Genomic DNA, 15,639 nt, shown 5'->3' on the forward strand with positions numbered 1-15,639 from the left:
TCCATGGAAAACCTCGACCTCATCTCGATCCTCGGCTCGACCATTCGTCTGTCGATCCCGCTGATCTTCACCGCCCTCGCGGGTCTCTTCACCGAGCGGGCCGGCGTGTTCGACATCGGCCTCGAAGGCAAGATGCTGTTCTCGGCCTTCGCCGCTGCCGTCGCCGCCTTCATGACCGGCTCGCCCTGGCTCGGCCTGCTCGCCGGCATCACCGTATCGGTGCTGATCTCGCTGATCCACGGCTTCGCCTCGATCACCAATCGCGGCAACCAGATCGTGTCGGGCGTCGCCATCAACTTCCTGGCGTCGGGCCTGACGGCGGTGCTGGGGCAGGCCTGGTTCAGCCAGGGCGGTCGCACGCCGCCTCTGGCCGCCTCGGCCCGCTTCACCGAGATCGTCTTCCCCTATGCCGCCGAACTCCGGGATACCGGCTTTATCGGCCGCTTCTATGCCAATATCATCTCCGGCCATAACATCCTGACCTATCTGGCCTTCCTTGCCGTGCCGGCCTCCTGGTGGGTGCTCTACCGCACCCGCTTCGGCCTGCGCCTCCGCGCGGTGGGCGAGAATCCGGGCGCCGTAGACACCGCCGGCATCTCGGTGACCTTCCTGCGCTACCGGGCGACCATCTGCGCCGGCATTCTCTGCGGCTGCGCGGGCACCTATCTCGCCATCGCCCAGTCGGCCGGCTTCGTGAAGGACATGTCGGCCGGCAAGGGCTACATCGCGCTCGCCGCGCTGATCTTCGCCAAGTGGCGGCCGGTGCCGGTGATGCTGGCCTGCCTGCTGTTCGGCTTCCTCGATGCCTTCGCCAACTTCATGCAGGGCAAGAGCGTGCCGGGCATCGGCGAGGTGCCGGTGCAGATCTTCCAGGCGCTGCCCTATGTGCTGACCTGCGTGCTGCTCGCCGGCTTCATCGGCGTGGCGCGGCCGCCGAAGGCCGGTGGCGTGCCCTACGTCAAGGAGCGCTGAGATGGACGATTTCCACAGGTTGTTCACAGCCGCGAGCGCCGCTCGCGCCAAGGCGCACGCGCCCTATTCCAACTATGCCGTCGGTGCCGCCCTGCTTGCAGACGACGGGAACATCTACGCGGGTTGCAACGTCGAGAACGCTGCCTTTCCCGAGGGGTGGTGCGCCGAGACGACGGCCATCGGCCATCTGGTGATGGGCGGCGCCAAGCGCATCGTCAGCGCTGTGGTGGTGGCGAGCCGCATCGACGGCGAGCGCGTGCCGGGCGGCCGTTTCTGCACGCCCTGCGGCGGCTGTCGCCAGCGCCTTTCAGAGTTCGCCGCCTCGCCGGCCACCGAAATCTGGGCTGCCGATCCCGAGGGCGCCAGTCAGCGCTTTACAATGGCCGAGCTGTTGCCGGCCGGTTTCGTTCTGGAGGAGTGAACGAACATGTCCGAACTATCCAACGCCGCCCGCGCGGCGGCGATGATCGCTGCCAAGACCGACCTGAAGCCGATCGTCGGCATGGTGCTCGGTTCCGGCCTCGGCTCGTTCGCCGACAGCGTCGAGGACGCCGTCCGCTTCTCCTTCGCCGACCTGCCCGGCTTCCCTGTTTCCACAGTTTCGAGCCACAAGGGCGAACTGGTCATCGGCCGCATTGCCGGCCAGCCGGTGGCGGTGCTGTCCGGCCGTGCCCACTACTATGAGCATGGCGAGGCGGCGATCATGAAGACGCCGATCGAAGTGCTGAAGCTGCTCGGCTGCAAGGCGGTGATCCTGACCAATGCGGCCGGCGGGCTGCATCTCGAGGTCGGTCCGGGCGAGCTGATGCTGATCACCGATCACATCAACTTCACCGGCTCCAACCCGCTGGTCGGCGAACTCGGCGACGAGCGCTTCGTCGGCATGTCGCAGGCCTATGATCTCCGCCTGCAGGCGCTGTTCCGCGAGGCGGCCGCCGCCGAGGGCATCACGCTGCATTCCGGCGTCTACGTCTGGTTCACCGGCCCGTCCTTCGAGACGCCGGCCGAAATCCGCGCCGCCAAGATCCTGGGCGGCGATGCCGTGGGCATGTCGACGGTGCCGGAGGTGATCCTTGCCCGCTACATGGGCCTCGAAGTCGCGGCCGTTTCCACGGTCACCAACCCGGCCGCCGGCCTCACCGACCAGGAGCTCAGCCATGAGGAGGTGAAGGAGGCTGCACCGAAGGGAGCCGAGAAGCTCCGGCGTATGCTGCCGCGCGTAATCGCTGCCTATGGAGCACACGCATGAGCTTCCTGCCGCAGGAGATCATCCGCCGCAAACGCGACGGCGGCGTGCTCAGCCGCGAAGAGATCGCCTTCATGGTCGAGGGGCTGACGGCTGGCTCGGTGACAGAGGGACAAGTGGCGGCCTTCGCCATGGCCACCTTCTTCAAGGGCATGACCATCGACGAGCGCGTGGCGCTGACTCTTGCCATGCGCGATTCGGGCACCGTGCTCGACTGGTCGGACCTGCCGGGTCCGGCGCTCGACAAGCATTCGACCGGCGGCATCGGCGATACGGTGTCGCTGATGCTGGCGCCGGCCATTGCCGCCTGCGGTGGTTATGTGCCGATGATCTCCGGCCGTGGCCTCGGCCATACCGGCGGCACGCTCGACAAGCTGGACACGGTGCCGGGCTATAGGACGCAGCCCGACAACGCACTGTTCCGCAAGGTGGTCCGCGAAGTTGGCTGTGCCGTCATCGGCCAGACCGCCGATCTCGCGCCGGCCGATAAGCGGGTCTACGCCATTCGTGACGTGACTGGCACGGTGGAGAGTATCGACCTCATCACCGCCTCGATCCTGTCCAAGAAACTGGCCGCCGGCCTGCATGGCCTCGTCCTCGACGTCAAGACCGGCACCGGCGCCTTCATGGCGACGCTCGACGATTCACGCGCCCTGGCTGAAAGTCTCGTTCATGTGGCGAACGGCGCGGGCTTGCCGACTGTCGGCCTCATCACCGACATGAACGAGCCGCTCGGTACGGCCGCCGGCAACGCGCTGGAAGTGCAGCTCGCCGTCGATTTCCTGACCGGCAAGCGCATCGACCCGCGCATGTGGGAGGTGACGGTGGCGCTGTCGGCGGAAATGCTGGTGATCGGCGGCCTTCGTCCGGATGTTGCCGAGGCGCGGGTGGCGATCGAGGAAGCCTTCACCTCCGGACGGGCGGCGGAAATCTTCGGCAGCATGGTCAGCGTGCTGGGCGGACCGATCGATTTCGTCACCAAGGCCGACAGCTATCTAGCCAAGGCGCCGGTGGTGAAGCCGGTCTATGCGCCTGAGGCCGGCACGATCGCGGCGATCGACGCACGGGCGATCGGCGTTGCCGTTGTCGGCCTTGGCGGTGGTCGCACCCGGCCGCAGGACGCCATAGATCCGTCGGTCGGCTTCTCGGCGCTGGCCGGTCTTGGTGAGGACGTCGGTCCTGACCATCCTCTCGGCTTCGTGCATGCGGCGAACGATGCGGCCGCTGACGCCGCCTCGGCCGCGCTGATCGCCGCCTATCGGCTCGGCGACCGGCCGGACCGCGGTCCGTCGGTGATCGAGCGGGTCGGCGGTTGATGTTCCCCTGGGGCGGTCGCGGACGGCACCGCCCCGGGCAAGACCAAAGGTGAGGCACTGCTTGAGTGCCGAGGAGGACGCATGAAACGAGCCATGATCATTGTGCTCGACAGCTTCGGCATCGGTGGCGCGCCGGATGCCGCCCGCTTCGGCGACGAGGGCTCGGACACGCTGGGTCATATCGCCGCCGCCTGCGCTGCCGGGAAAGGCGATCAAGAGGGTCTGCGATCGGGGCCGCTTTCACTGCCCAACCTCGAACGCCTGGGCCTCGGTCTTGCCGCCGAACTCGCCACCGGCCAGAAGCCGGCCGGCTTTACCCGCACGACCGCCGAGGGGCGTTACGCCGCCCCCGCCGAGGTATCGAGCGGCAAGGACACGCCGTCCGGACATTGGGAAATCGCCGGCGTGCCGGTGCCTTTCGAGTGGGGCTATTTCCCGCCGGAACCGCCGAGCTTCCCGGCCGAGCTGATCGACGCCTATGTGCGTGAGACGGGCGTGCCGGGCATCCTCGGCAACTGCCACGCATCCGGCACCGAGGTCATCGCCCGCTTCGGCGAGGAGCACATCCGCACCGGCAAGCCGATCGTCTACACGTCGGCCGACTCGGTGCTGCAGATTGCCGCCCACGAGACGCATTTCGGTTTGGCCAAGTTGCTCGCCGACTGCGAGATCGCCCGCAAGCTGGTCGATAAGTATCGCGTCGGGCGGGTGATCGCCCGTCCCTTTGTCGGCGAGACCAGGGACAGCTTCAAGCGCACCGCCAATCGGCGCGACTACGCCGTGCCGCCGCCGGAGCCGACGCTGCTCACCCGCGTCGAGGCGGCAGGCAGCAAGGTCTGGGGTATCGGCAAGATCGGCGATATCTTCGCCCATCAGAACATCACCGTGACCCGCAAGGGCAAGTCCAACGACGGCAACCTCGATCTCGGCATCGCCGCCCTGGGCGAAGCCGGTGCCGGCGACCTCGTCTTCGTCAACCTCGTCGACTTCGACACCGAGTACGGCCACCGGCGCGATGTTGCCGGCTATGCCGCCTGCCTCGAGGCCTTCGACCGGCGCCTGCCGGAAGTGGAGGCGGCGATGGGCGAGGGCGACATGCTGCTGATCACCGCCGACCATGGCTGCGACCCGACCTGGCGCGGCAGCGACCACACGCGCGAACGCGTGCCGGCGTTGTTTGCCGGCCGCGGCGTACCCCCCGGACCGGCCGGACGACCGGATACCTTTGCCGACATGGCCGAGACCGTCGCCGCCTGGCTCGGCCTCGCGCCCGGCCTGCACGGCCGCTCACTGATCTGAAAGATAGTCCATGACCGAACCGACCGCCGCGCCTTCGGTGCCGAAGGCCGAACTGCACGTTCATCTCGAAGCCGGCGCCGCGCCGGATCTCGTCCGCCGCAATGCCTCCCGCTATGGGGTGGACGTTTCGCGCCTGTTCGACGACGAGGGGCGTTATCTCTGGACGGACTTCTCCGCCTTCATCGTCGCCTATGACTTGGCAGCCTCGGTGTTCCGGACGCCGGAGGATTTCGCGGAGATCGCCGAGACCTATCAGCGGCAGGCGGCGGCGGCCGGCTCGATCTACACCGAGTTCTTCGTGTCGCCGGATTTCGGCGAACGGTCCGGCCTCGGCTATCGCGCCTATCTCGATGGGATCGTCGAGGGGCTGCGCCGGGCCGAAGCGGCGACGGGCATCGTCGGCCGGGTTATTCCGCTTGTGGAGCGGCACTATGGTCCCGAACGTGGCGTCGAGGCGGCGCGGGCCGCCGTGAACAACCTCGTTCCGGAGGTTGTCGGCTTCGGCATGGCCGGCGAAGAGCGTCTTCACGCGCCGCACGAGTTCAGCGCCGCCTTCGAGATTGCCGCCGAAGCCGGTCTGCCGCTGACCTGCCATGCCGGCGAGTGGTGCCCATGGGAAGGCGTTCAGGCGACGCTCGACGCCATTCCGGTGAAGCGCATCGGCCATGGCGTGCGCGCCATCGAAAATGCAGATCTCATCCGTCGCATCGTCGAAGAGGGCATACACCTTGAGGTCTGCCCGGTGTCCAACGTCACGCTCGGTGTCTACAAGAGCTATGCCGACCATCCGTTGCCGGCGCTCCGGGCGGCGGGGGTGCGTCACTCGCTCAACACCGACGATCCGCCCTTCTTCTGGACGTCGGTCGGCCACGAATATGGCGTGGCGCGTGATGTCTTCGGCTTGACCGAGATCGACCTTGCCGGGGTGACGCGGACGGCGATCGAGGACGCCTTCTGCGATGCGGCAACCAAAGCAAGGCTTCTCGCCCTGGTATGAGCGGAAATCTGGTGGAGATCGGGGAAAATGCCGGTTTCGCGGCCGGCTCTGAATCTCTATGGTCGCCGAAACCTAAAGCCCGCGAGGAACCAATGAGCGTCAAGGTCATCGATCATCCGCTGGTGCAGCACAAGCTCACCATCATGCGCAAACAGGAAACCTCGACGGCAAGCTTCCGGCGGCTGTTGCGCGAAATCTCGACGCTTCTCTGCTACGAGGTGACGCGCGACCTGGCGCTGACCGAGGTGGAGATCGAGACGCCGCTTCAGACCATGATAGCGCCCACGCTCGAAGGCAAGAAACTGGTGTTCGCCTCGGTGCTGCGCGCCGGCAACGGCCTTCTTGAAGGCATGCTCGACCTGGTGCCGGCTGCCCGCGTGTCGCATATCGGCATCTACCGCGATCATGAGACGCTGCAGCCGGTCGAGTATTACTTCAAGGCGCCGGCTGATCTGTCCGACCGCCTCACCATCGTCGTCGACCCAATGCTGGCCACCGGCAACTCGTCGATCGCCGCCGTCGACAAGCTGAAGGAGCGCGGCGCCCGCGACATCCGCTTCGTCTGCCTGCTGGCGGCCCCCGAGGGCGTCAAGAACTTCACCGATGCGCATCCCGATGTGCCGGTGTTCACGGCGGCCATCGATAGCCATCTCAACGAGAAGGGCTACATCGTGCCCGGTCTCGGCGACGCCGGCGACCGCATGTACGGCACCAAGTAAGAGCCTCGATATCGTCGAGCCAAGGCAAGCCCCGGCGGTCGGCCGGGGCTTTTCCATTTGTAGGGCGTTCTACAGCGAGCTGATCTTGATGATGGCCGGCGCCATGATGACGGCGAACAGCACCGGCAGGAAGAACACGATCATCGGCACCGTCAGCTTGGGCGGCAGCGCCGCCGCCTTCTTCTCGGCCTCGTTCATCCGCATGTCGCGGTTTTCCTGGCTGAGAACGCGCAACGTCTGGCCCAGCGGCGTGCCGTAGCGTTCCGATTGGATGAGCGCGAGACAAACCGCCTTGACGCCGTCGAGACCGGTGCGGTTTGCCAGGTTCTCATAGGCCTGGCGGCGATCGGACAGGAAGGATAGCTCGGCCGTGGTCAGGCTCAGCTCCTCGGCCAGCGGCAGCGACTGGCTGCCGATCTCCTCGGAGACGCGACGGAATGCGTGCTCGATCGACATGCCGCTTTCGACGCAGATGAGCAGAAGGTCGAGGGAATCGGGGAAGGCGCGCTTGATCGACTGCTGACGCTTCTGCAAGGCGTTGGAGACGATGATCACCGGCAGGTAGAAGCCGGCATAGGCAATGACCAGGCAGATGCCGGCCTTGAAGGGCAGGGGGCGGTCTATCTTCAGGACGACGAAGATGTAGAAGACCGCCATGATCAGGAAGCCGAAGGGCAGCACGAAGCGAGCGAACAAATAGGTCGTGGTGGCGGCTTCGCTGCGGAAGCCGGCCTGCTTCAGCTTTTCCTGCCCCTTGTCGTCGAGCAGCGCCTTTCTGAGCGACAGCCGGTCGACAAGGCTGCGCATGTAGGCCTTGGATTCCTTGCCACGCAACGAGCTGCGCCCTTCCTCGGCGAGGCGGGCACGCTCGCGCTGGCGGATCTTCTCGCGCTCGTCGGCCACGGCTCGCATGCGCGCCGGCAACCGGTCGCCAGACAGGAGCGGCATGGCAAGGCTGACAATGGTGGCGAAGATGGCGAGCGACACCAGGATGGCCATCAGGGCCACCGGATCGCGCAGGGTGTCGATGATCGCGTTCATGAATGGTCCCTCAGAAATCGAAGGCGATCATGCGCTTCATGATGAAGATGCCGACCAGCATCCAGAGAAGGGAGATGCCGACGACGATCTGCCCGATCGGCGTGACGAACAGCACCATGATGTAGTCTGGGCTGGTCAGGTAGACGAGAACGGTGACGATGATCGGCAGCGATCCGATGATTGCGGCCGAGGACTTCGCCTCCATGCTCATCGCCTGGATCTTGGCGCGCATCTTCTTGCGTTCACGCAGGACCTTGGCGAGATTTCCAAGGGCTTCGGAGAGGTTGCCGCCGGCCTTCGACTGGATGGCCAGCACGATGCCGAAGAAGTTGGTCTCCGGCAGGGGCACGCGTTCATACATGCGGGTGACCGCCTCATCGATCGGCATGCCGAGCTGCATGGCCTCGATGACAAGGCGGAACTCGCTCTTGACCGGCTCCTTGGCCTCGCTGGCGATCATCCGGAGACAGTCGTTGAGCGGCAAGCCGGCCTTGACGCCGCGGACGATCACCTCGACGGCATTGGCGAGCTCATCGATGAAGGCGGCGTGGCGCTTCTTGCGGATGAAGTTGACCACGAAGCGCGGCAGGCCCACGGCACCGACGAAGCCGGCGCCGAGCACCAGAAGAAGCGGCAGGCCGGCGAGAAAGCAGACGGCCATTATGACGACGCCCGTCAGGGCACTGTACGCATAGAAGCGGCTGATAGGGAGGTTGAGTCCGGCCTGAGCGAGCCGGAGCTGCATCGGCGGGTTGGTGGACTTCGAGGCCTTGTGCTTCTGCTTGACCTCCAGATCCTTCAGCGTGTCCTGAACGGTGCGGCGGCGGGCGCTGGGCGCTGCCGCTGCCCTGGCTCGCTCGGCGTCGATGGATGGGGCGGCCACCTGCGTCCGCCGCCGCTCGGCCGACGCCTGCCGCTCGATGCGGCCGTAGAGGAAGCCGTAGAGCAGCGCGGCGATCGAGAAGGCCACGAGGCCCATCATCGCAAGGACGCGGATGTCCATCTACATGCTTCCCTTCTGGTATCCTCAGGTGTAGGCGCCAGCCGGCGCAGGCGCTTCGGATGCGTCGAGAGCGGCGGCGAGCCGCCGCTCCTCGCCATAGTAGCGGGCTCTGTCCCAGAACTTCGGTCGGCCGATGCCGGTGGACCGGTGCCGGCCGATCAAACGACCGTCCGCCTCTTCGCCGACGATGTCGTAGACGAACAGATCCTGGGTGATCACCACGTCGCCTTCGAGGCCCATCACCTCGGTGATGTGGGTGATGCGACGCGAGCCGTCCCTGAGGCGCGCCGCCTGGATGATGACGTCGACCGACGTGACGATCATCTCGCGCACCGTCTTGGACGGCAGCGTATAGCCGCCCATGGAAATCATCGATTCGACGCGGGAAATCGCCTCGCGCGGCGAGTTGGCGTGCAGGGTGCCCATCGAGCCGTCGTGGCCGGTGTTCATGGCTTGCAGAAGATCGAAGGCCTCTGGGCCGCGCACTTCGCCGACGATGATCCGCTCGGGGCGCATGCGCAGGCAGTTCTTCACGAGATCGCGCATGGTCACCTGGCCCTCGCCCTCGAGATTGGGCGGGCGTGTTTCCAGGCGGACGACATGCGGCTGCTGCAACTGTAGCTCGGCGGCGTCTTCGCAGGTGATGATGCGCTCGGTCGGCTCGATATAGGCGGTGAGGCAGTTGAGCAGCGTCGTCTTGCCCGAACCCGTTCCGCCGGAGACCAGCACGTTGCAGCGGCACCGGCCGATGATCTCCAGGATGGTGGCACCTTCGGGGGTGATCGACCCGAACTTGACGAGCTGCGGCAGCGTCAGCTTGTCCTTCTTGAACTTGCGGATGGTCAGTGTCGGCCCATCGATGGCAAGCGGCGGGGCAATGACGTTGACACGGCTGCCGTCGGGAAGGCGGGCGTCGCAGATCGGCGATGCCTCGTCGACGCGGCGACCGATCTGGCTGACGATACGCTGGCAGATGTTCATCAGCTGCACGTTGTCGCGGAAACGCACGCCGGTCTTGACCATCTTGCCAGCGACTTCGATGAAGGTGGCATTGGCACCGTTGACCATGATGTCGGCGATGTCGTCGCGGGCCAGCAGCGGTTCGAGCGGACCGTAGCCGAGCACGTCGTTGCAGATGTCGTCGAGCAGTTCCTCTTGCTCGGAGATCGACATCACCACGGCCTTCAGCGAGATGATGTCGCCGACGATGTCGCGAATCTCCTCGCGTGCCGTTTCGATGTCGAGCTTGGCAAGCTGGCTGAGGTCGATGGTTTCAATCAGCGCCGAGAAGATCGACGACTTGACGTCGTAATAGCTGTCGGACTTGCGCCGCTCCGGCACGTCCGGCGCCGGCGGCGGCACGGGTCGAGCCGCTGGGGCAGGCGCCGGCGTTGCCACCGGAGCGACCACGGGTGCCGTTTCGACCGCCCGCGATGCCGGGGCCGCCGCCGGTTTCTCCACAGCCGAACCAGATGAGCCACGCTTGCCAAACGACATTGAACCTCTCCGCGTCCTGACCGTCAGCGCGCCTTGAGGCGCGGCAGGCGGGCGAGCAGGGGAATGAGAGCCGACTTGCGGCCGCCACGCGCCGCGCTGCGGCCGGTGAGCCGCGCAGCGAGCGTTTCAAACAACTGGGCGACCGGCGAGCGGGCGTTGATTTCGGCGATCATCTGACCGTTGTTGGTGGCCGTGCCGAACAGGGCGGCGTCGAAGGGAATGACGGCGGCCGGCTCGAGCTGCAACGCCTTCTGGAAGTCGGCCGGCTTGATCTCCGGCCGTTTCGGCAGTCCAACCTGATTGATGACGAGGCGCGGCGCCTCATCGTTGGGGCGGGCAAGCTTCAACTGGTCGATGAGATTCTTGGCGTTCCTCAGAGAGGCGAGATCTGGCATGGCCGTGATCACCACTTCGTCGGCAGCACCGAGCAGCCGGCGGACCCAGGCCGTCCACAGATGTGGCAGATCGAGGATCACCGCAGGGGCGCTGACGCGGGCGGCATCGAGGATCGGCTCGAAGGCCATCTCGTCATGGTCGAAGGGGCGGTCGAGCGTCGCCGGCGCGGCGAGCAGGCTGAGATTGTCGGCGCATTTGGACAGCAGCCGGTCGAGGAAGACATCGTCCACCCGGTCACCTGCGGCAAGCGCATCGGCCAGGGTCTGCGGCGGCTCCTGGTTGAAGTCGAGGCTGGCCGTACCGAAGGGCAGATCGAGATCAGCCAACACCACGCCACCATCGAAACTGCGCGACAGCGCGAAGGCGACATTGTGGGCGACGGTGGACGAGCCGGCGCCGCCACGGGCGCCGACAAAGGCGATGGTCCTACCGACTGGCTTCACGTCCGGCGCAAGGTAGATTTCACCAATCTCGCGAATGACGTCGTAGAGATCGAACGGGGCGACCATGTACTCGGAAACGCCGCGACGCATCAGGTCCCGGTAGAGGGCGACGTCGTTATGATGGCCGATCAGCACCACCTTGGTACCGGCGTCGCAGACGGTGGCCAACTGGTCGACCAGCTCCAGCGCCTTTTCACGCCGCTCACGCGTTTCGACGAACAATAGGTTCGGCGTTGGCGCGGCAGCATAGAAGTCGAGGGCTGCGGCCACGCCCCCTTGGTGAACCTTGACGTGCGCCTTGGCCATGCGGCGGTCGGCGGCGGCCTGCTCCAGCACGTCGGCGACCTCCTGCGTCTCGCAGAACGCCTGGATGGCGATGCGCGGCACGGGCTTCAGTCCGTCGACATCGACAGAGCGGCCGGAGGTGGTGGGAACGAGCGGGTCGTCGGTGGTCATAGCCGTCGGTTCCTAGAAGGTCGAAGTCGGATAGGCAGCCGACGGGCTCGATCCCTTGGCAGCCTTCTGCATCATTTCCCAGCGTTGCCAGCCGCGCACCGGCGTTTCTGACCGGGGCATCAGCAAATCGTTCGGGCTTTCCACCATGGCCGCGAGATTGGCCTGGGTTGCGCAGCCGAACTCGGCACCGTCGGTGCCCTTCTGGCCGTCGGGCATGATGTCGGTCGTCCAGCGGCCACAGGGGGGGCTGACCGCCTTGATACGCGCGAAGCCGAGCCTGATTGGCGCGGGAACGCGTGGATCGGCGACTGCATAGGTCTGCGATCTCAGATAGGTGGCGGCAACGCCCGACTGCCGCAGCACGGTCCGGATCTCGCGGGCAAGATAGTCGGCAGCCGCCTGATTGACCGACCCTGCCGGGGTCATCACCACCACAGGTCCGGTCGCATTTCGCGCAGCGTCGGCACCGAAATCGGCGACCACCGCCCGGAGTTCGGATGAAAGACCTCCGGTGCCCATGCCGACCGGGATGTCCAGTGTCTGAGGCGCCTCGGTGACGGCGATTGGATAGGCGCTGCGATAGCCGTCGGCCGGCCGGCCGTCGGTCAGTGCCTGGCCCTGCTGGTTGCAGGCGGACAGAGCGAGCGCCAAGGCGATCGCCGCCAGCCTTGCGGCGCGGTGCGTCTGCCTTTCAGGGCGGGTAAGGGGATTCATCGCCTGCATGGCACTCCTCCGATGCGCCGGCTCATTCATAGGAGAAGCCGTAGCGGCCCTGATAGGAACCGGAAGCGGCACCGTTGACGCGGTAGATGCGGTTGATCTGATTCAGGAAGTAGCTCTGGGCGTCGGCCTGGAAGTTGAGGTTCTGGTCGGGCCGGGTGATGGCCGACGATGCGACCGGTTTCACGAGATAGGGCGTGACGAAGACCACCAGTTCGGTCTGCTGGCGCTGGTAGGCGTCGCTCTTGAAGAGAGCACCGAGGATGGGCAGATCGGACAGGCCGGGCGTGCCGTTGATGGTCTTGGAAATGTTGTCACGCAACAGACCGCCGATGGCGATGGCGCCGCCTGACGGGACTTCGACGGTGGTTTCGGCGCCGCGCTTCTTGAGGGCGGGCACATCGCTGTTGAGCGAGGTATCGATGTCGCTCACCTCGGTGTTGATATTGAGGCTGATGCGTCCGGAACTCAGCACCACCGGCGTGAACTTCAGGATGACGCCATATTCCTTGAAGTTGACGGTGTTGCCGTTGTCGCTGATGATCGTGTAGGGGATCTCGCCGCCCACCACCACCTTGGCGGGCTGGCCGGAAATGGCGGTGACGTTCGGTTCGGCCAGCGTCCGCACCACGCCCTGCGTCTTCAGGGCGTTGATCATCATGGAAAAGTGGTCTGTTCCGATGTTGAGCGCCGAACTGGCGGAGCCATCGGTAATCCCGAACAGCTTGGTCGGCGCCGACGACAATCCCGCCAGATTGTAGGCGAGGTTGTTGGGGGAACTCGCGGCGGCAACGGCGCCCACCGTGCCGGCCATGTCGATGCCGAGCTTCCTGACGGTGTTCTTTTCCACCTCGGCGATGACGACGCGGAGATTGACCTGATCGGAGCCCGAAACGCTGATCGAGTTGACGATCTTGTCGGTCGAACCCACGAACTTGGCGGCGATGTTGGCCGCCGTGGCCGCCGCTTCCGGAGAGGTGACGGTGCCCGACAGCACCAGTGAATCACCGAGCGACTGCGCCCTGATGTGCGAGCCGGGAATCACCTCGGCGAGCGTGCTCTCGAGACCGACCGTATCGCGGCCGATCACCAGCTCGAAATGGGCGATCTGGCGGTTGCCGTCGCCGAACAGGAAGACGTTGGCCTCGCCGACGCCCATGCCGATCAGGTAGATCTTCCGGTTGTTGCGGACGACCGCGTCGGCGACGGTCGGGTTGGATACCAGGACGTCGCGAATGTCCTCAGGCAGGTCGATCACCATCGACTTGTTGAGGCCGAGATTGACCACCCGTCCCTCGATCTCGGCAACCGAGCGAATGGCGGCGGGATCGGCGGCTCGGGCCGGCACGCTTGCGAGGCCGGCGGCAAGAAGGCCCGCGAGAGGAAGAATCAGCGCTAGGCAGCGGTTCATGACCGGGATTCCTGAAGTTGCGGTCGGTCGGGGCTTTCGGATCATGGCGCTTGCTGGGCCGTGACGCGGGAAACGACGCCGAATTTCACGACGGCGATGCCGGTCGGTTTGCGCTGACGTGCGGCGGGCTGGTCGGCATCGACGAGGGGGCGTAGCGCCAGCGAGATCGAACCGATCTGCTGGGCCTGAGTGACGAGTTCGGTCTGGTCGGGCGTGAGCTCGAGAGTTGCCGTGTTCTGCGCCACGATCGACGGCTGCTTGTCATCACCGGTCTGCTGCACCGACTGGTCGATGGCGAGCACCCTTATGTCGGCGAGGATGGTTTCGGCGACTGCCTCGTTGGCATCTTTCTGGCGCACCAGCAGGATGTCGACGCGATCCTCCGGCAGGATGAAGCCGCCAGCGGTCGAGGCGGCGTTGACGCGCACGGCCACAGCGCGCATCCCCTCGGGCAGAACGGCGGACAGGAAGCCGCGGTCGGATCGCACCAGCTTGGCCTTGCGGATCGGCTCTCCGGCCAGGATGGGGCTGCGAGCCAGCATGCCCTTGAGATCGGTGACGGCGTCCGGCTCGCCCGATCGCTGGATGTAGCCGTCGCTCAATCCATCCTTCGGCCATGGCTTCCAGACAAGACTGTCCGCGTCAACGCCCTTGCCGATGCCGATATCCTTTGCGGCGACGAGGACGTCCTCAAGGTCAATCGCCGGGACAGCCGGCTGGGCGGCAACCTCCTGCGGGGCGGCGGGGTCGCGCGTGCCGATCCGGGTCGCGATGAGGCCGGCGCCGGCGGCTGCGGCACCGGCGGCGAGCAGGATGACCAATTGGATCGGGCGCATGATGTTGCCTCGTTACACAGGACGGCGAGCGTTCCACTCAAGGTCCGAGTACACGGGGTAACGTTGAATTTATGGTTAATAAGGTGTTTGAAATCGTCTCAGTTTGTTTCGGCTGTTCAGGAATCGTCAGGAGTTAGCGACAAGCCTCGCGTCACAGCCTTGCAAATGCGGCGAACCATGGCGTTTCTGGAAAGACCATGAGCGCGGCGGCGGCGAGCGCCACGCCATAGGGAACGCCGGCGCCTTTCTCATGCAGCCGCAACGCCGGCGGCCAGCCGAGCATGAAGCCGGGCAGCGGTATCGACCGGAAGGCGAGCACGGTCAACGACAGGGCGCCGCCAAACAGGGCGGTCAGCACCAGGAAAGGTAGCGCCTGTTCAATCCCGAGCCAGAGAGCGATGGCCGAGGCGAGCTTGGCGTCGCCACCGCCGAGGTAGCCGAAGGCAAAGAGAGCAAAGGTGCCGATCAGGAGACCGAGGCCGGCGAGGACGTGGATGCCGAGGGCTGGAAGCGGCAGGCCTGTCAAAAGCGCCAGGGCCAGGAAGGCGATGGCGAGCGCGGCGGGGAAGCGGTTGGGGATCTGCATGGTCAGGAGGTCGTAGCTGGCGGCGACCGTGACCACGATGGGGAAGACGGCGGTGAGGACGGTGGCGATGATGAGCAAGACGGCTTTTCTCCGGGTGTCTTCCGGAAGGAGGAACGGCAAGCCAGACTAGACAAACAGGGTAAACGGCGGCTGAACAGCCGGCGCCGGCTTTTCGGAATCGAAAAGGGGAGGCCATCATGACCTCCCCTTTGCGGACCATGCTCAGCACATACGCGACGAAAACAACCTTCCTGGCGTTTCGCTACGCTGCTCTCAAGCCATCAACTGGCGGTCTTCAGCTTGCCGGCGATCGAGTTGAAGGTGTTGCTGACGTTGTTGCCGAGGGTGCCGGCGGCCGTGATGACGGCAACGGCGATCAGCGAAGCGATCAGACCATACTCGATGGCGGTGGCGCCGGACTCGTCCTTGAGGAAACGCGAAACGAGAGCCTTCATTTGAGGTACTCCTAAGCTCACTTATCTGACAGCACAGGTTCGAAGGTCTAATTTCGCCTGACCCGTCTGAACCGCATTCAATCTAGCCTGCGAGCTGTTTCCAGCGAGTTAAGGCGATCGTAGAAACTCGAGCCTATCGGCAGATGTCGCTGGATGGTTAAAGTTAACTGAACCACCAGGCAGAAAACTCTCCCTTTACCTTGTGGTAGAGACCAGTAAAGGCCAAGATTGGCCGAAACCGGTTTC

The 15,639-nt window shown here is 65.4% G+C and carries 16 protein-coding genes; 7 read left to right on the forward strand and 9 right to left on the reverse strand.

Going from position 1 to position 15,639, the window contains the following annotated elements; all coding sequences use genetic code 11:
- Positions 1–3: 3 nt before the first annotated feature.
- The 7 genes from CXZ10_RS16755 (at position 4) to upp (ending at position 6,549) form a co-directional block, all read left to right on the forward strand.
- Entirely contained in the window at positions 4–972 is a 969-nt protein-coding gene (locus tag CXZ10_RS16755) for an ABC transporter permease (RefSeq protein ID WP_101290499.1), read from the forward strand.
- A 1-nt stretch (position 973) separates the two neighbouring features.
- Positions 974–1,393 (forward strand): cytidine deaminase, encoded by a 420-nt coding sequence (gene cdd, locus CXZ10_RS16760; protein WP_101290500.1) that lies wholly within the window; start codon positions 974–976, stop codon positions 1,391–1,393.
- A 6-nt stretch (positions 1,394–1,399) separates the two neighbouring features.
- Complete coding sequence (locus tag CXZ10_RS16765; RefSeq protein WP_101290501.1) at positions 1,400–2,221, forward strand: purine-nucleoside phosphorylase; 822 nt, start codon at positions 1,400–1,402, stop codon at positions 2,219–2,221.
- Positions 2,218–3,534 (forward strand): thymidine phosphorylase, encoded by a 1,317-nt coding sequence (gene deoA, locus CXZ10_RS16770; protein ID WP_101290502.1) that lies wholly within the window; start codon positions 2,218–2,220, stop codon positions 3,532–3,534. Before CXZ10_RS16765 ends, deoA begins: the two co-directional genes overlap by 4 nt.
- 81 nt (positions 3,535–3,615) lie before the next feature.
- Complete coding sequence (locus tag CXZ10_RS16775) at positions 3,616–4,833, forward strand: phosphopentomutase (RefSeq protein ID WP_101290503.1); 1,218 nt, start codon at positions 3,616–3,618, stop codon at positions 4,831–4,833.
- Between the two features lie 37 nt (positions 4,834–4,870).
- Positions 4,871–5,830 carry an adenosine deaminase gene (gene add / locus CXZ10_RS16780; protein WP_180336053.1) on the forward strand — a complete coding sequence of 320 codons (960 nt, stop codon included), beginning with the start codon at positions 4,871–4,873 and terminating at the stop codon, positions 5,828–5,830.
- 92 nt (positions 5,831–5,922) lie between these two features.
- On the forward strand, positions 5,923–6,549 hold the full coding sequence (gene upp, locus CXZ10_RS16785; protein ID WP_101290505.1) for a uracil phosphoribosyltransferase: 627 nt from the start codon (positions 5,923–5,925) through the stop codon (positions 6,547–6,549).
- A gap of 69 nt (positions 6,550–6,618) precedes the next feature.
- On the opposite strand, the gene CXZ10_RS16790 is transcribed toward upp, so the two are convergent.
- The 9 genes from CXZ10_RS16790 to CXZ10_RS16830 all read right to left on the reverse strand — a co-directional run bounded on the left by CXZ10_RS16790 (position 6,619) and on the right by CXZ10_RS16830 (position 15,393).
- On the reverse strand, positions 6,619–7,590 hold the full coding sequence (locus CXZ10_RS16790; RefSeq protein WP_101290506.1) for a type II secretion system F family protein: 972 nt from the start codon (positions 7,588–7,590) through the stop codon (positions 6,619–6,621).
- A gap of 10 nt (positions 7,591–7,600) precedes the next feature.
- Entirely contained in the window at positions 7,601–8,593 is a 993-nt protein-coding gene (locus CXZ10_RS16795) for a type II secretion system F family protein (protein ID WP_101290507.1), read from the reverse strand.
- Between the two features lie 24 nt (positions 8,594–8,617).
- Positions 8,618–10,090 carry a TadA family conjugal transfer-associated ATPase gene (locus tag CXZ10_RS16800; RefSeq protein ID WP_101290508.1) on the reverse strand — a complete coding sequence of 491 codons (1,473 nt, stop codon included), beginning with the start codon at positions 10,088–10,090 and terminating at the stop codon, positions 8,618–8,620.
- Between the two features lie 23 nt (positions 10,091–10,113).
- Complete coding sequence (locus CXZ10_RS16805; RefSeq protein ID WP_101290509.1) at positions 10,114–11,385, reverse strand: CpaE/TadZ family protein; 1,272 nt, start codon at positions 11,383–11,385, stop codon at positions 10,114–10,116.
- Positions 11,386–11,397: 12 nt separating this feature from the next.
- A complete protein-coding gene (locus tag CXZ10_RS16810) occupies positions 11,398–12,108 on the reverse strand; it encodes a CpaD family pilus assembly protein (protein ID WP_180336042.1) in 711 nt (236 codons plus the stop codon).
- Positions 12,109–12,130: 22 nt separating this feature from the next.
- Complete coding sequence (locus CXZ10_RS16815) at positions 12,131–13,516, reverse strand: type II and III secretion system protein family protein (protein ID WP_180336043.1); 1,386 nt, start codon at positions 13,514–13,516, stop codon at positions 12,131–12,133.
- 41 nt (positions 13,517–13,557) lie between these two features.
- On the reverse strand, positions 13,558–14,352 hold the full coding sequence (cpaB, locus tag CXZ10_RS16820) for a Flp pilus assembly protein CpaB (RefSeq protein WP_101290512.1): 795 nt from the start codon (positions 14,350–14,352) through the stop codon (positions 13,558–13,560).
- Positions 14,353–14,503: 151 nt separating this feature from the next.
- Positions 14,504–15,016 (reverse strand): A24 family peptidase, encoded by a 513-nt coding sequence (locus tag CXZ10_RS16825; protein ID WP_101290513.1) that lies wholly within the window; start codon positions 15,014–15,016, stop codon positions 14,504–14,506.
- Positions 15,017–15,219: 203 nt separating this feature from the next.
- Entirely contained in the window at positions 15,220–15,393 is a 174-nt protein-coding gene (locus tag CXZ10_RS16830) for a Flp family type IVb pilin (RefSeq protein ID WP_101290514.1), read from the reverse strand.
- Positions 15,394–15,639 lie beyond the last annotated feature (246 nt).

It is taken from the genome of Pleomorphomonas diazotrophica (assembly GCF_002844595.1).
GTDB lineage: Bacteria > Pseudomonadota > Alphaproteobacteria > Rhizobiales > Pleomorphomonadaceae > Pleomorphomonas > Pleomorphomonas diazotrophica.

Coding starts and splice junctions, on each gene's coding strand:
- CXZ10_RS16755 (WP_101290499.1), top strand. CDS start 4: ATGGAAAACCTCGACCTCATCTCGATCCTCGGCTCGACCATTCGTCTG.
- cdd (WP_101290500.1), top strand. CDS start 974: ATGGACGATTTCCACAGGTTGTTCACAGCCGCGAGCGCCGCTCGCGCC.
- CXZ10_RS16765 (WP_101290501.1), top strand. CDS start 1,400: ATGTCCGAACTATCCAACGCCGCCCGCGCGGCGGCGATGATCGCTGCC.
- deoA (WP_101290502.1), top strand. CDS start 2,218: ATGAGCTTCCTGCCGCAGGAGATCATCCGCCGCAAACGCGACGGCGGC.
- CXZ10_RS16775 (WP_101290503.1), top strand. CDS start 3,616: ATGAAACGAGCCATGATCATTGTGCTCGACAGCTTCGGCATCGGTGGC.
- upp (WP_101290505.1), top strand. CDS start 5,923: ATGAGCGTCAAGGTCATCGATCATCCGCTGGTGCAGCACAAGCTCACC.
- CXZ10_RS16790 (WP_101290506.1), bottom strand. CDS start 7,590: ATGAACGCGATCATCGACACCCTGCGCGATCCGGTGGCCCTGATGGCC.
- CXZ10_RS16795 (WP_101290507.1), bottom strand. CDS start 8,593: ATGGACATCCGCGTCCTTGCGATGATGGGCCTCGTGGCCTTCTCGATC.
- CXZ10_RS16800 (WP_101290508.1), bottom strand. CDS start 10,090: ATGTCGTTTGGCAAGCGTGGCTCATCTGGTTCGGCTGTGGAGAAACCG.
- CXZ10_RS16805 (WP_101290509.1), bottom strand. CDS start 11,385: ATGACCACCGACGACCCGCTCGTTCCCACCACCTCCGGCCGCTCTGTC.
- CXZ10_RS16810 (WP_180336042.1), bottom strand. CDS start 12,108: ATGCAGGCGATGAATCCCCTTACCCGCCCTGAAAGGCAGACGCACCGC.
- CXZ10_RS16815 (WP_180336043.1), bottom strand. CDS start 13,516: ATGAACCGCTGCCTAGCGCTGATTCTTCCTCTCGCGGGCCTTCTTGCC.
- cpaB (WP_101290512.1), bottom strand. CDS start 14,352: ATGCGCCCGATCCAATTGGTCATCCTGCTCGCCGCCGGTGCCGCAGCC.
- CXZ10_RS16830 (WP_101290514.1), bottom strand. CDS start 15,393: ATGAAGGCTCTCGTTTCGCGTTTCCTCAAGGACGAGTCCGGCGCCACC.